The sequence below is a fragment of the Lentzea sp. CA-135723 genome, assembly GCF_050936595.1.
GTDB lineage: Bacteria > Actinomycetota > Actinomycetes > Mycobacteriales > Pseudonocardiaceae > Lentzea.
The window spans coordinates 1,600,597-1,614,258 of record NZ_JBNJMK010000002.1 but is presented as its reverse complement, the minus strand read 5'-3'; the positions used below and the strand labels follow the sequence as shown (position 1 = coordinate 1,614,258).

At 70.4% G+C, this 13,662-nt stretch carries 11 protein-coding genes and 1 pseudogene; 8 read left to right on the top strand and 4 right to left on the bottom strand.

The window, feature by feature from the left end:
* Positions 1–63 precede the first annotated feature (63 nt).
* Both ACQEU1_RS43495 and ACQEU1_RS43490 read left to right on the top strand, forming a co-directional pair.
* Positions 64–1,098, top strand: coding sequence for a sugar ABC transporter substrate-binding protein (locus ACQEU1_RS43495; RefSeq protein WP_433216197.1), 1,035 nt, complete (start codon positions 64–66; stop codon positions 1,096–1,098).
* Positions 1,095–3,017: a putative bifunctional diguanylate cyclase/phosphodiesterase gene (locus ACQEU1_RS43490; protein ID WP_433216194.1), complete on the top strand. Its 1,923-nt coding sequence runs from the start codon at positions 1,095–1,097 to the stop codon at positions 3,015–3,017. Before ACQEU1_RS43495 ends, ACQEU1_RS43490 begins: the two co-directional genes overlap by 4 nt.
* Before the next feature lie 152 nt (positions 3,018–3,169).
* On the opposite strand, the gene ACQEU1_RS43485 is transcribed toward ACQEU1_RS43490, so the two are convergent.
* A complete protein-coding gene (locus tag ACQEU1_RS43485; protein WP_433216191.1) occupies positions 3,170–4,108 on the bottom strand; it encodes a phosphotransferase in 939 nt (312 codons plus the stop codon).
* Between the two features lie 55 nt (positions 4,109–4,163).
* Here ACQEU1_RS43485 and ACQEU1_RS43480 point away from each other — a divergent pair, with 55 nt between their 5' ends.
* Positions 4,164–4,598 carry an NUDIX domain-containing protein gene (locus ACQEU1_RS43480; protein WP_433216188.1) on the top strand — a complete coding sequence of 145 codons (435 nt, stop codon included), beginning with the start codon at positions 4,164–4,166 and terminating at the stop codon, positions 4,596–4,598.
* On the opposite strand, the gene ACQEU1_RS43475 is transcribed toward ACQEU1_RS43480, so the two are convergent.
* Together ACQEU1_RS43475 and ACQEU1_RS43470 are read right to left on the bottom strand one after the other, a co-directional pair.
* Positions 4,585–5,193: a GlxA family transcriptional regulator gene (locus tag ACQEU1_RS43475; RefSeq protein WP_433216185.1), complete on the bottom strand. Its 609-nt coding sequence runs from the start codon at positions 5,191–5,193 to the stop codon at positions 4,585–4,587. The two genes, ACQEU1_RS43480 and ACQEU1_RS43475, sit on opposite strands and share 14 nt — an antisense overlap.
* 22 nt (positions 5,194–5,215) lie before the next feature.
* Positions 5,216–5,335, bottom strand: a pseudogene (locus tag ACQEU1_RS43470) (AraC family transcriptional regulator); the annotation flags it as partial.
* A gap of 227 nt (positions 5,336–5,562) precedes the next feature.
* Between ACQEU1_RS43470 and ACQEU1_RS43465 the strand changes: the two are divergent.
* Genes ACQEU1_RS43465 through ACQEU1_RS43445 form a run of 5 tightly spaced genes read left to right on the top strand, consistent with a single transcriptional unit; the run spans position 5,563 to position 10,584 of the window.
* Entirely contained in the window at positions 5,563–5,979 is a 417-nt protein-coding gene (locus tag ACQEU1_RS43465) for a Rid family hydrolase (RefSeq protein WP_433216182.1), read from the top strand.
* 21 nt (positions 5,980–6,000) lie between these two features.
* A complete protein-coding gene (locus ACQEU1_RS43460; protein ID WP_433216179.1) occupies positions 6,001–6,906 on the top strand; it encodes a helix-turn-helix domain-containing protein in 906 nt (301 codons plus the stop codon).
* 47 nt (positions 6,907–6,953) lie between these two features.
* Positions 6,954–8,714 (top strand): FAD-dependent oxidoreductase, encoded by a 1,761-nt coding sequence (locus ACQEU1_RS43455; protein ID WP_433216176.1) that lies wholly within the window; start codon positions 6,954–6,956, stop codon positions 8,712–8,714.
* Entirely contained in the window at positions 8,711–9,706 is a 996-nt protein-coding gene (locus ACQEU1_RS43450; RefSeq protein ID WP_433216173.1) for a maleylacetate reductase, read from the top strand. The genes ACQEU1_RS43455 and ACQEU1_RS43450 overlap by 4 nt, the downstream gene beginning before the upstream one ends.
* Positions 9,703–10,584: a dioxygenase gene (locus tag ACQEU1_RS43445; RefSeq protein WP_433216170.1), complete on the top strand. Its 882-nt coding sequence runs from the start codon at positions 9,703–9,705 to the stop codon at positions 10,582–10,584. Before ACQEU1_RS43450 ends, ACQEU1_RS43445 begins: the two co-directional genes overlap by 4 nt.
* Here the strand turns inward: ACQEU1_RS43445 and ACQEU1_RS43440 are convergent.
* Positions 10,578–13,586 (bottom strand): amidohydrolase family protein, encoded by a 3,009-nt coding sequence (locus ACQEU1_RS43440; protein ID WP_433216167.1) that lies wholly within the window; start codon positions 13,584–13,586, stop codon positions 10,578–10,580. The genes ACQEU1_RS43445 and ACQEU1_RS43440 overlap by 7 nt on opposite strands.
* Positions 13,587–13,662: the final 76 nt, after the last annotated feature.

Here is a 13,662-nt window from a genome sequence, read left to right as displayed (position 1 = left end):
GCATTCCGGTAGGCTCGGCCGCTCTGGAGATCAATCCATCTCGTGACGAGCCCGAGGTCATCCATGCGAGCTGCGGCGCTGGTGCTGGGTCTGGTGCTGCTGGCAGGCTGCGGTGGCGCAGGCGGTTCCCAGGCGCTGCCGCACGTGGGTTTCGTCGTCAAGCGCACCGGCGGTTCCTTCGCGCAGGAGATGACCAGCGGTTTTCACGAGGGCGTCGGCAGGATCGGCGGCGTCAGCGCGACGGTCACCGGCCCTCGCGGGCAGGACGGGCACAAGGAAGTCGAGTTGTTCCGGGATTTGACGGCGGCGGCCAAAGGCGGAATCGCGGTGGCCACGTCCGAGCCCGCGCTGATGGCGCCGTCCATCGGTGAGGCGCTCTCCCAGCACGTCGCGGTGGTGGGGGTGGACACCCGCCTCACCGTGAGTTCCGGCGTGAAACTCCACATCGGTAACGACGACTACGAACTGGGCGAAAAGCTGGCTGACGAGTTGATGCGCCGATTGCCCTCGGACGCGACCGGAACGGTGGTGCTGGGAAACACCGCGCCGGGACTCGCCGGGTTCGACGACCGGGCGGAGGGAATCCGGGGTCGATTCACCGAAAAGCTACCGGGGGTAGTGGTGCTGGGCCCGTTCGACACGCAACGTGACGACGCCGCGAATCGCGACGCGTGGAAACGTCTCGTGGCCGCGAATCCGAACGCCCTCGCGTTCGTTGGTACCGGCGACTGCGACGGCGTGAACCTCGCCGCGTTGAGAACCGAGAAGTCGGCGAGGTGGCTGGTGGGCGGGTTCGGGGTCGACCCGAGAACGTTGCAGGCGGTGCGGGACGGCGCGATGGTGGCGTCCATCTCGCCGGAGCACTACCTCAAGGGAGCTGTGGCAGGCTGGCTCCTGGCGCGACACGCGAAGAGCGGAGAGCCGCTGCCGCAGGGCTGGATCGAGACGCCCGGGCTCACGGTCACCACCGGGAACCTGGAGCAGATCCTGCACCGGCAGGAGTCGGAGAAGGCCCGCAAGGATTTCTTCCAGCCTCAGATCGACAGCTTCGTCGAGGATCCGGCGAGCTGGGTGCGACCGTTGGAGCAGGCACGGTGAGCTTTTGGGAGGGCCGCGCCACCGCACGGGTGGCGACGGTGGGGCTGACGTTCGGACTGCTGGTCCTGGCCGGGCTGGCGCTGTGGAGCAGCATCAGCGCGCAGGCCACGACCGCGCACGTGCGTGAGCTCAACGAGACCAGCGAGCGCTGGGCCCGCGTGCTCGAGCACATCAACGTCGCCGACAACGCGTTGAGCGACATCCAGCTGGCGCGGACCGAGCAGACGATCCAGCCGCTGCAGAACTCCGTGGGCTCGGCGCGGCCGGACCTCGAGTGGCTGGTCGCCAACGGCTCGCCGTCCGACGCGCAGCAGGCGGGCAGGCTGCTGACGCTGTACGACCAGAGCACCGACATGCTGCGCCAGGTCGTCGCCGGCACCGACCCGTTGCAGGCGAGCCAGGCCTCGCTCGCGCACTCGTCGCTCAAGCGGCAGATCTCCTCGACGATCGGGGTCCAGCGCCTCGACACCAACGAGTACCTGCGCACGGCCGACGCCAAGAACGCGCAGCTGCGGATCGCGCAGATCGTGGTGTTCGTGCTGGACGCGGCCCTGGTCGGGTTGTTCGGCATGATCCTGCTCGGCCAGCGCCGGATGATCCTGCGCCAGGCCGCGAAGAACGAGCACGAGGCGCACCACGACACCCTGACGGGCCTCGCGAACCGGGCGTTGCTCGCGCGGCGGATGGAACTGGCCGTCGACACGGCGCGCAAGAAGGACGAGCCGCTGGCGTTGCTGATCGTGGACCTGGACAGGTTCAAGGAGGTCAACGACTCCCTCGGCCACCACACCGGCGACCTGCTGCTGCGCCAGGTGGCGAACCGACTGTCGTGGGCCGTGCGCGACACGGACCTGGTGGCACGCCTCGGCGGCGACGAGTTCGCGGTGCTGCTGCCCGGCGTCGGCTCGGCGGAGAACGCGAGCATGGTCGCGGAGAAGATCCTGCAGGCGCTGGCGATGCCGGTGACGCTGGAGGGCCTGGAGCTGGAGATAGCGGGCAGCGTCGGCGTGGCGCTGTGCCCGTCGGACTCCGGTGACGGCCACGAGCTGCTGCGGCACGCGGACATCGCGATGTACGCGGCGAAGCGCGAGAAGTCCGGTGTGGCCGTGTACGACGCACGCCTGCACGAACGCGGTGCCGCGCACCTGACGGCCGTCACGGAGCTGCGGCACGCGATCGACCGCGGCGAGCTGTTCCTGCACTACCAGCCGAAGGCGCTGGCGAACACGGGCGCGGTGTGCGGGGTCGAGGCGCTGGCCCGCTGGCAGCACCCGACGCGCGGCCTGGTGCGCCCGGACGAGTTCATCCCGATCGCCGAGGAGAACGGCCTGATCGAGCCGCTCACCCGGTACGTGATCGACGCCGCGCTGAGGCAGTGCCGTTCGTGGTCGGACGCGGGCTGGGAGGTGCCCGTTTCGGTGAACGTGGGCGCGGCGTGCCTGCACCACACCGAGTTCCCCGGCGACGTCGCTGACCTGATCAAGCGGCACGGCCTGCCGGCGCGCCTGCTGACGCTGGAGATCACCGAGTCCGCGATCATCTCGGACCCGGACCGCGCGGTCGAGGTGCTGCGCGGCCTGACGGAGCTGGGCGTGCGGCTCTCGATCGACGACTTCGGCACCGGTTACTCGTCGATCTCGTACCTGCGCAGCATGCGGGTGCACGAGATGAAGCTCGACCGGTCGTTCGTCACGCACATGTGCACCGACGCCGGCGACTCGGCGATCGTGCACGCCCTGGTGGCGCTGGCCCGCAACTTCGGGCTGCAGGCCGTCGCGGAGGGCGTGGAGGACCAGGACACCTGGACGGCGCTGGCCGAGGCGGGCTGCGACGTGGTGCAGGGGTACTTCCTCAGTGAGCCGTTGCCCGCCGAGGAAGTCGTGTCCTGGCTGGGTGATCGGGCCGCGGCTCACGCGTAGCGCGGTGAGCGCTGACCTTCGCCGCGTGTTTCGCCCCTCAGGCGGGTGCATCGTGACGCCGGCCCCCGCCCTCCATATTGGACATATGGGGGGCGGGGGCCGGTGTTACGAGGTGCCCTGCTGAGCGGTGAAAGACGTGGTGAAGATCGCGGTCACCGCGCGTACCGTTCGGTGTCCCGCCACTGGTCGATGAACGGCTGCATGAAGTCGACCATGGCGGGCAGCTGGTCCGCGCACGACAGGTAGGCGATCACCCGGATCGCGCCGATCGCGTTGACGAACCTGAGCACCTCCTTGTCGAGCTCGCGCAGGCCGTTGCGCGCCGCACCCCGGTTGTAGGCGGCCTCGTACTCGAGGCCGAGACCGGCGAGGTCCCACTCGACCGGGCCGTACGTGACCAGCTCGAAGTCGGAGAACAACGGGCCGTCGGTGCTCGCGAAGATGTTCGCGGGCGGCGAGTCGCCGTGGATCGGCTGCAGGTCGACGCCGGGGAACCGCTTGCGGAACTCGGCCTCGTCGCTCGCCAGTGGCTCCAGCACCGCCCACTCGGCGCGGGCCCTGGCGAGGTCGTCCTGGCTGACGATGCCGAGGCCTTCCAGGCGTTCCAGGCCCTCGCGGACGAACCGGGGTTCGGCGGAGGCCAGGAAGTCGAGCTCGCCGGGGTAGGTGCGCAGCGCCTTGTGCAGGTCGGCGGACAGCTCGGCGTTCTTGACGTAGTCGGGTTCCTTCGACTTGTCCTCGCCGGTCAACGGCCAGAAGGTGATGGAGAAACCGTCGCGCTGCACGGGTTTGCGTTCGACGAGCGGGCTCGGCGGGATCACCGGGGTGCCCTGGTCGTGCAGCCACTGCGCGACGTCCAGCTCCTGCTGTTGCCTCCTGGCCAGGCTTTCCAGCGTGGTGGTGTGCGGCAGGACGGTCGGGACGCGGGCCACGACCGGCGCCGGTGCGAGGTGCACGACGACGGAGAACAGCTCGTAGAGGACCTTGCCCTCGGTGATCTCCAGGCCGAGTTCGCGACCGGCCGCCACGGCGGCGTTCGTCGCCGCCTGTGTGCGGTGTGCGATGTCTTCAGGGGTCGCGAAGGCGTTCATCGCACGACAGTGTCACAAAACCGCGGCCTCTCGCAGATCATTTACGGTGGGCGGTATGGCGGACCGTCACCTGATCGATGTCCACGTCCTGCTCGTCCGCGACGGCTCGGTGCTGCTGTCGCGGCGGCGCGATCCCGACCCGGAGTTCGACGGTCGGTGGCACCTGCCGTCCGGCAAGCTCGACGCCGGTGAGTCGGTGCTCGCGGCCGCCGCGCGGGAGGCGAAGGAGGAGGTCGGGGTGGTGATCGATCCCGCCGACCTGCGGCACGTGCACCTCTCGCACGCCAACGGGTTCGGGGTGGAGCCGCGGCTCGGGTTGTACTTCGAGGTGCTGCGGTGGAGCGGCGAGCCCGCGAACCTGGAGCCGGAGAAGTGTTACGAGGTGCGGTGGTTCGGGCTGCGGGACCTGCCGGAGGACATGATCGGGTACCCGGCGGCGGGGATCGCGGGCTACCTGGCCGGGGAGAGGTTCGGCGTCATCGGCTGGTGAGGTCCCTGCTCGTGGTTCCCTGGTGCGCCTTGCGGTAGCCGGTCGGCGTCGTGCCCACCTCGCGCCGGAAGATCGCGCGGAAGTTCGATCCCGTGCCGAACCCGGTGGCGGCGGCGATCCGGTCCACCGGCCAGTCCGAGGTCTCCAGCAGCCGGCGCGCGCTCAGCACCCGTTGCAGCGTCACCCAGCGCATCGGCGGATGGCCGGTCTCCCGTTCGAAGTGCCGGATGAACGTCCGCCGCCCCAGGTTGCCGCGCGCCGCCAGCCGGTCGACGGTGATCGCCTCGCCGAGGTGCGCCATGGCCCACGACCGCACCTCGCTCAGGTCGGCGCGGACGGGGCTCAGCACGTCGACGTACTGCGGCTCGGCACCGTCGCGGGCCGGGGAGGCGACGACCTCGCGGCCCGCCTCGTGCGCGGCGGCCGCCCCGAAGTCGGCGCGGATCAGGTGCAGGCACGCGTCGATGCCCGCTCCCCCACCCGCTGACGTGAGCACGGTGCCGTCCTCGACGAAGAGCCGGTTCGCGAGCACGTTCACCGATGGTCGCAGCGCGCGCAACGGTTCGAGGTAGCGCCAGTGCGTGGGTGGCGTCACGGCCGTCCAGCAACCCGGCGAACGCGAGGGCGAACGTGCCGGTGCAGATCGCGGCGATCCGCGAGCCGCGGGCGTGGGCCTCGCGCAGGGCGTCGAGGTGCTCGGGAGCGGGCGCGGTCTCCGGGTTCTCGTAGCCCGGCACCACGACGATGTCTGCGGGCTTGAGGGCCGGCACGACCTCGACGGCGTAGCCGGGCTGCGTCCCGAGCGCGTGCGCCGGGATGCTGAGGTCGAGCGGGTACACGTCGGGCAGCGCGAGGATCGCGACGGTCAGCACGCCGCCGACCGTACTCCGGGTGTCACGATCCTTGCGGTTTCCGGCACCCGGCGGGGTCGTGTCCACAAGCGACGTTCGCGAGGCTCGACGCCATGGAAACGCAGAACCACGGTGTGCCTTGGGAATCCGCCTACGGGTACGTGCAGGCGCTCAGGCACGGTGACACGATCTACATCTCCGGCCAGCTGTCGCACGACGGCGCGGACCTCGTCGCACCGGCCCCGGTCGAGAACGGCCGCGCGACGGGCTACGAGCAGACGGCGGCGCAGATGCGGCAGACCTACGTCAACACCGCGAAGCTGCTCGAACGGTTCGGGGCCACGCTCGACGACGTCGTGGAGGAGGTCCTCTACGTGCTCGACGTCCCGGCGGCGTTCGCGGTGGCGGGCGAGGTGCGCAAGGAGGCGTACGGCAGGCCGGACCCGCAGGTCGCGAGCACGCTCGTCGGCACGACCGGGCTCGCGTTCCCGGAGCAGCTGGTGGAGATCAAGTTCATCGCCCGCGTCTGACGGACGGGTTACCGTGGACGGATGGCACTCGTGCACCCGCCCGGCCTGACGAGGTTCCGGACGCACGACCTGCCCGGTGCGCGCAGGCTGACCGGGTGGGAGGAGCACAACGCCCGCGCCCTGGTCGGCCTGCGGGTCACCGCCGACCGGCCGTTCGAGGGCACCGAGGTGAACCTGACGCTGCCGAGGCTCCAGGTGGCGCGGGTGACCGGGTCGCCGCACGCCGTCGACAGGGACGTCCGGCAGATCGCCGAGCACCCCGCCGACGGCGTGGTCGTCTACTTCTCGCTCGCCGGGGAGAGCCGGTTCGAGCACCGAGGTGGCAGCGCCCTCGTCGTGCCGGGTCAGGCGCTGGTGCTGGACGCCGACCGGCCGTTCCGGCGCGAGTTCTCCGCCGGTCTCACCGAGCTGGTGCTGAAGGCGCCGCGCCGGGGACCCGTGCAGCCGCAGGTGTTCGGCTTCCGGGACAACCCGCACGCGTTCGCGCTGGTCAACGCCCTGACCGGGGCGTTGCGCGGGCCCGCCGACTGGGACGGGCTGGAGAGCACGGCCGCCGGCCTGCTGGACTCGGTGCTGGGCGTCCGCACGCCCACCGCCGACCTGGCCGCCGCGCAGGCGTTCATCGCCGCGCACCTGCACGAACCGGAGCTGTGCGCGCACCGGATCGCGGCCGCCATCGGGTACTCGGACCGGCACCTGTCCCGGTTGTTCGCGAGGTCGGGGCAGAGCGTCCCGCAGGCGATCCTGAACGCCCGCCTCGACGCGGCACGCCTGAAGCTCGCCGAGCCGATCTCGCTGGCCGAGGTCGCCGCGCGCACCGGGTTCGTGTCGCAGGCGCACTTCTCCCGCACGTACCGGGCGCGGTTCGGCGTGACGCCCAGGCAGGACCGGGCGGCCTTGAAGTTTTTGCCTGTTTCCGCCACGTGACGCGCACGGGCCACCGACCAAGAAGTTGACCTGTCACCGTTCTCGGCATGGTGACCTCCGTCGAGACCGATGTGGTGATCGTGGGGTCCGGCCCGGCCGGAGCCTCCGCGGCGTTGTTCCTGTCCACCCTGGGCGTTCCGAACATCATGATCACGAAGTACCGGTGGACCGCGAACACCCCTCGCGCGCACATCACCAACCAGCGCACGATGGAGATCCTCCGCGACGTCGGCGTCGAGGACCAGGTGCTCGCCGACGCCACCCCGCACGACCAGATCGGTGACACGGTGTTCTGCACCTCGATCACCGGTGAGGAGATCGGCCGCATCCTCACGTGGGGCACCCACCCGGCGCGGCACGCCGACCACGTGCTCGCGTCGCCGTCGATGAACTGCGACATCCCGCAGACGTACCTGGAACCGATCCTGGTCCGCAACGCCACCGAACGCGGCACCCGCACGCAGTTCAGCACCGAGTACCTGGGGCACGAGCAGGACGCGGACGGCGTGACCGTGCGGGTGCTCGACCGCACGACCGCGCACGAGTACGAGATCCGGGCCAGGTACCTGATCGGCGCGGACGGCGCCCGGTCCGCCGTGGCCGCCGACCTGGGTCTGCCCTGCGAAGGCGAGATGGACATCGCGGGCTCGATGAACATCACGTTCAAGGCCGACCTCTCCGAACTCTGCCGGCACCGGCCTTCGGTGCTGTACTGGGTGATCCAGCCAGGGGCGAACGTCGGTGGCATCGGCGCCGGGCTCGTGCGGATGGTGCGGCCGTGGAACGAGTGGCTGATCGTCTGGGGCTTCGACCTCTCGCAGGGCGTGCCCGAGGTGAGCTCCGAGGACGCGTTGCAGATCGTCCGCAACCTCGTCGGGGACTCGTCCTTGGACGCGGAGATCACCGGAATCTCGTTGTGGGGCAACAACGAGCAGTACGCGACGCGGTTGCAGAGCGGGCGCGTGTTCTGCGCGGGGGACGCCGTGCACAAGCACCCGCCGTCGAACGGTCTCGGCTCCAACACGTCGATCCAGGACTCCTACAACCTGGCGTGGAAGCTCGCGCTGGTGCTGAACGGCCAGGCCGGAACCTCGTTGCTGGACACGTACTCCGACGAACGGGCGCCGGTCGCGCGGCAGATCGTGACGCGTGCCAACAAGTCCGCGCGGGAGTTCGGCGCGTTGTTCGAGGCGCTCGGGCTGGACGCGTCGCAGTCGGAGGCGGAGATGGACGCGCGGATCGAGGAGCGCAAGGACGGCACTCCGGCCGGTGCCGCCAAGCGCGCGGCCGTGCGGGAGGCCATGGAGCTGAAGAACTACGAGTTCAACGCTCACGGCGTGGAGATGGGTCAGTCGTACGAGTCGAGCGCGGTCGTGGGTGACGGCTCGGTGCGGGCCGAGCCGTCCCGGGATCCGGAGCTGTACTACGAGCCCTCGACCTGGCCGGGTGCGCGCCTGCCGCACGCCTGGGTCGGGGACAGCCGCAGCAAGGTCTCGACGCACGACCTGGTGCCGTACGGGCAGTTCACGCTGCTGACCGGGATCACCGGCGAGGCCTGGGCCGCCGCGGCGCAGAAGGCCGCCGACCGGCTGGGCGTACCGGTGCGGACCGTGGTCATCGGGCCCGGCCGCGAGGTCACCGACCTGTACTTCGACTGGTCGCGACTGTCCGGTGTGGACGAAGATGGGGCGGTGCTGGTGCGGCCGGACAAGCACGTCGCGTGGCGGGCGGCGTCGTTGCCCGCGGACCCGGAGGCCGAGCTGATGACCGTCCTGACGTCGGTGCTGAGCCGGGAGGAGAGCGCATGACCTGGCAGTTCGAGCACGTGACGCTCGGCCAGCGGGTCCGGTTCGGCACCGGCACGGCGGCCACCGACCTCGCCGCCGAAGTCTCGCGGCTCGGTGCTCGCCGGGTGATGCTGATCTCCGGCGAACCCGTCGCCGCCGAGGTCACCGCCGGGATCGACGTGGCGGTTCACTGCACCGACGTGGCCCCGCACGTACCGGTCGAGAACGCCGAACGTGCCCGCGCGCTCGCCGCTGACGCCGACCTGCTGGTGAGCGTCGGCGGTGGCTCCACGACCGGCCTCGCGAAGGCGGTCGCGCTGACCACCGGCCTGCCGATCGTCGCCGTGCCCACCACCTACGCGGGGTCCGAGGCGACGAACGTGTGGGGCCTGACCGAGGCGTCGCGCAAGACCACGGGCTCGGACAACCGCGTGCTGCCCGTGACCGTCATCTACGACACGGCGCTGACCGCGACCCTGCCGCGTTCCCTGGCCGTCGCCTCCGGCTGCAACGCGCTGGCGCACTGCGTCGACTCGATGTGGGCACCCCGCACCGACCCGATCAACCAGGCGCTGGCGCTGGAAGGCATCCGCGCGCTGAGCACCGGCCTGCGTCAGGACGCACGCGAACAGCTGCTCTACGGCGCCTACCTCGCGGCCGTGGCGTTCGCGTCGGCCGGCTCCGGCCTGCACCACAAGATCTGCCACGTCCTCGGCGGCGCGTACAACCTCCCGCACGCCGAGACGCACACCGCCGTCCTGCCGCACGTGCTGGCGTTCAACGCTGTCGCGGTCCCCGAGGCAGCTACCCGGATCCGCGATGCGCTGGGCGGCAGCCTGCTCGACCTGTACGCCGAGATCGGCGCCTCCCCCGTGCTGCGCGGCGTTCCGGACGTGCGAGAGGCCGCTGCACTGATCCTGCCGTCCGTGCCCCCGTCGAACCCCCGTGCGGTCACCGAGGACGACCTGATCGCCTTGCTCACCACCGCCCAGAACGGAGCTCCGCAAGCATGACCACCGCCCAGCACCGAGTCGAAGAGCAGCTGATCGCGGACGTGCTGGCCTCGTTCGCCCGCACCCCCGACCCGCGGCTCAAGGAACTCATGGAGGCGCTCGTCAAGCACCTGCACGTGTTCATCCGCGAGACCCGCCTGACCGAGGCGGAGTGGACGCGCGCGATCGAGTTCCTCACCGCCGTTGGCCACATCACCGACGACAAACGGCAGGAGTTCATCCTGCTGTCCGACGTCCTGGGCGCCTCGATGCAGACCATCGCCGTCAACAACGAGGCCTACGAGAACGCCACCGAGGCAACGGTCTTCGGCCCGTTCTTCGTCGACGAGTCACCCTTCGTCGGCATCGGCGGCGACATCGCGGGCGGCGCGGCCGGCACCCCGTGCTGGGTGGAGGGAACCGTCCGCGACACGTTGGGCGACCCGATCCCCGGCGCACGCATCGAGGTGTGGGAGGCGGACGAGGACGGCTTCTACGACGTCCAGTACACCGACTCCCGTGTCGCGGGCCGCGGCCACCTGTTCTCCGGCGAGGACGGCGCGTTCGGCTTCTGGGGCGTGCAGCCGACCGCGTACCCGATTCCGCACGACGGCCCGGTCGGCGCGCTGCTCGACGCCGTCGACCGCTCCCCCGTGCGGGCCGCGCACCTGCACTTCATGGTGTCGGCTCAGGGTTTCCGCACGCTCGTCACGCACATCTTCGTCGAGGGTGATCCGCAGCTGGAGATCGGCGACTCGGTGTTCGGGGTGAAGGAGTCGCTGGTCAAGCGGTTCGAGGAGCAGCCGGCGGGGGCGCCGACGCCGGACGGGAGGGCGCTCGGCGACAAGCCGTGGACGCGCTCCCGCTTCGACATCGTGCTGGCGCCCGAACGTCAGTGATCGCAGCAGACGCGCTCGGCCCACTCCGGTTCGTGCCACCAGTGCTCGTTCTCGGCGGACGGGAACGGGTCGAGCGCCGCTGACGTCGTCAGGTTCTGGACCGGCTGCTGGTAGGGCTTCAGCAGGTCCGGGACGCTGTGCAGGACCCCGCCGACCATGACCTGCTTGACGTTCGCCGCCGCCTTGATGTCGGCGAGCGGGTCGCCTTCGACGAAGGCGATGTCGGCCGGTGCTCCCCGGGTGATCGTGCCGAGCGGCAGGCCCAGCCACCTCGCCGGGTTGCGGGTCGCGGTGATGAGCGCTTCCCTCGGGGTGAAGTCGTATTCGACGAGGGCGCGCAGGTTCTGGTGGGTGGCGGTGGCGGGGCTGTCGAGCGGTGCGTCGGTGCCGGTGATGACGAAGCCGCCGCCGCGGTGGACGTTCAGCGCCAGTTCCACCCAGCCCTTGAGGACCGCGCGGGATGACGTGGCCGTCGGGGTGCCTTGGGTGTTGGCGTCGGCGAGGTTGCGCTCGTACTCCCACGGCGGGTAGAGGATTCGGGTGCGTTCGTCGGTGGCGAGGGACTTGTCGGTGTCGTAGAGGGCTCGGGACTGGAAGAGCGTCGGGGTCATGGACATGCCGGACCTGGTGAAGATCGCGACGACGTCCTGGTATGCCCTGCCCTGCCTGGTGATCGTGTGCGAGTAGCCGAGGCGGTTGGTGGCGCCGACGTGTTCCTGGCCGTCCATGCCGAGGTTGGCGGCCGGGTAGTGGTAGTGGCTCGACAGCGGGACCCTCGACCGTTGCACGGCGGCGCGCTGGAGTTCGACGGGCAGGCGGACGTAGGTCTTGATCAGGTCGTAGCCGAGTTCGTGAGCGCGGCGGAGTTCGAGGTCGAGCTGCGCCTTGCTCAGGGTGGGGCGCATGAAGTTGTAGTAGACGCGGCCGCCGTCCACGGCCTCGCCGGTGGCGTAGAACCTCGGGCCCGTCAGGGTTCCGGCCGCGAGCGCCTCCCTGGTCTCGACCATCTGGTAGACCGGGTCGCCGGGCGAGCGGACGGTGGTGATGCCGTAGGCGAGCCAGACGTTGCCCTGCCGCGCGCCCCACTGGCGGCCGCGCAGGTGCCAGTGGTTGTGGGCGTCGATCAGGCCCGGGATGGCCGTGAGGGTGCCGGCGTCGACGTCGGCTTTGCCCCGGTGCGGGCGGATCTCCGCGACCTTGCCGTTCTCCACGACGAGGTCGACGTTGCGCTTGAGCTCGTGCGCCTCGCCGTCCCAGTAGGCGCCGACGCGGATCACCTTGCGGTCCGGCGCTTTCGGCTTGCGCCAGGTGAGGCCGTGCCGGATGGTCGTGACCCTTCCGTCCAGAGTGGACTTCCGCAGGAGGCCGTTGTTCAGGTACACCAACGCTTCGCTGCCGTGCCACGCCAGCGAGTCGGTGACCTCGTGCGTGACCTGGCGGGGCGTGCCCTGGAAGGTGCCCTTGGCGTCGACCGGCACGACCCACGCGACGCTCTCCACGACGAACGCGATCAGCTTGCCGTCCGGCGACCACACCGGGCCGTCGTCGCCGCGCGTCGCGATGGAGCGGAACGGCATCGGCTCGGTGTACTTCAGCTCGCCGCTGGTCAGGTCCACGCTCAAGATCTGGCTGGTGCCCTCGCGGAACCGGCGCGAGAACGGCTTCACCGCGGCCAGCGCGACGATGGTGCCGTCCTTGGACCAGGTCGGGCGGCCGGGCTGGAACAACGTCGGCGTGAGCTGCCTGCGTCCCTGCCGGTCGGCGACCCACACCTGGCCGTCCTGGTCGAGGTACGCGACCTTCGTGCCGTCCGGTGAGAAGCGCGGCGTGATCTGCGCGTGCGGGGCGGGCGCGAACAGCTCGTCCTGGCCGGACGCGAGGTCGCGAACCCACAGCTGGGCGACACCGGTGCGGTCGCTCGCGTAGACGATCTGCTTGCCGTCCGGCGAGAAGTCGGGGTCCGAGTCGAAGTACTTGCCATCGGTGAGCTTGGTGGCCTTGCCGTCGACCAGCACGTACAGCGCGTTCAACGCCCGGAACGCGATCTTGCCGTCGCCCGACACGACCGGGCTCGCGATGCCCTTGACCGCTCCCCCGGTGAGGTTGCGCGTGCGGTGCGGCCGACGTTTCGAAACGACCGGCACGACAGCCGTGAACGGAATGTCCTTTGTAGACCCCTCGGTCAGCCGGCGAATCCTGCCGTCGGCCGTGTAGAGAACGCTGGAACCGTCCCAGATCGGCGCGAACCCGAACACGTCCTGCCCCGTGACCACGGCGGTCGTCCCGAGCACCAACTCGGCTTGGCCAGGCCGCATCCGCGTGTAGCTGGGCTGATCACCGGGCCCGAAAGCCGCGCCGAACACCTGCCAGCCGGCCGGTGCGGTCGCCAGCCGTTCGCGCGTGCCGTCCAACGCCACCGCGTCGACCGTCGCGTTGCCCACGGTGAAGATGATCCGCTTGCCGTCCGCCGACCACTGCGGTGCGGCAGCCTCGTCCGGCACCCCGGTGAGCTGCGTGATCTTGCCACTCGCCAGTTCGAGCACGTGCACGCCGTAGCTGCCGGCCCGGTCGCTGACGAACGCGATCTGCTTGCCGTCAGGCGAGAACGCGGGCTCGCGGTGGTCGAACTTCCCCTGCGTCAACTGCTTCAGGCCACGGCCGTCGAGTCCGATCGTGTAGAGGTGGTAGTTGCCGTCCCGATAGGACTGGAACGCGATCTGGTTGCCCGGCCCGAACGACGGCAGCGTCGCGTCCTGCAGTTCGTCGGTCAGCTTGCGCGCCTCCCCGCCACTCGCCGGTAAGACCCAGATCGCGGTGACGAGGTCGATGGCGAGCCACTTGCCATCTCGTGACCGCGACACCGAGATGTTCGTGCCCTGCGTCAGCTTCACCCGCTCGCCGGACTCGGCGGTGGCGGTGCCGGCCGTCAACGTGGACGCGGCGGTGGCGACGGCGGCGGCCTGGCCGGTGCGGGTCAGCAGTTCGCGGCGCGACAGTTCCATGGCGGCACACTCCCCAGTGTCGATCCCCTGTGGAATCCACCCTGGCACCGCGATTTCCGCGCACATCCGCCATTCG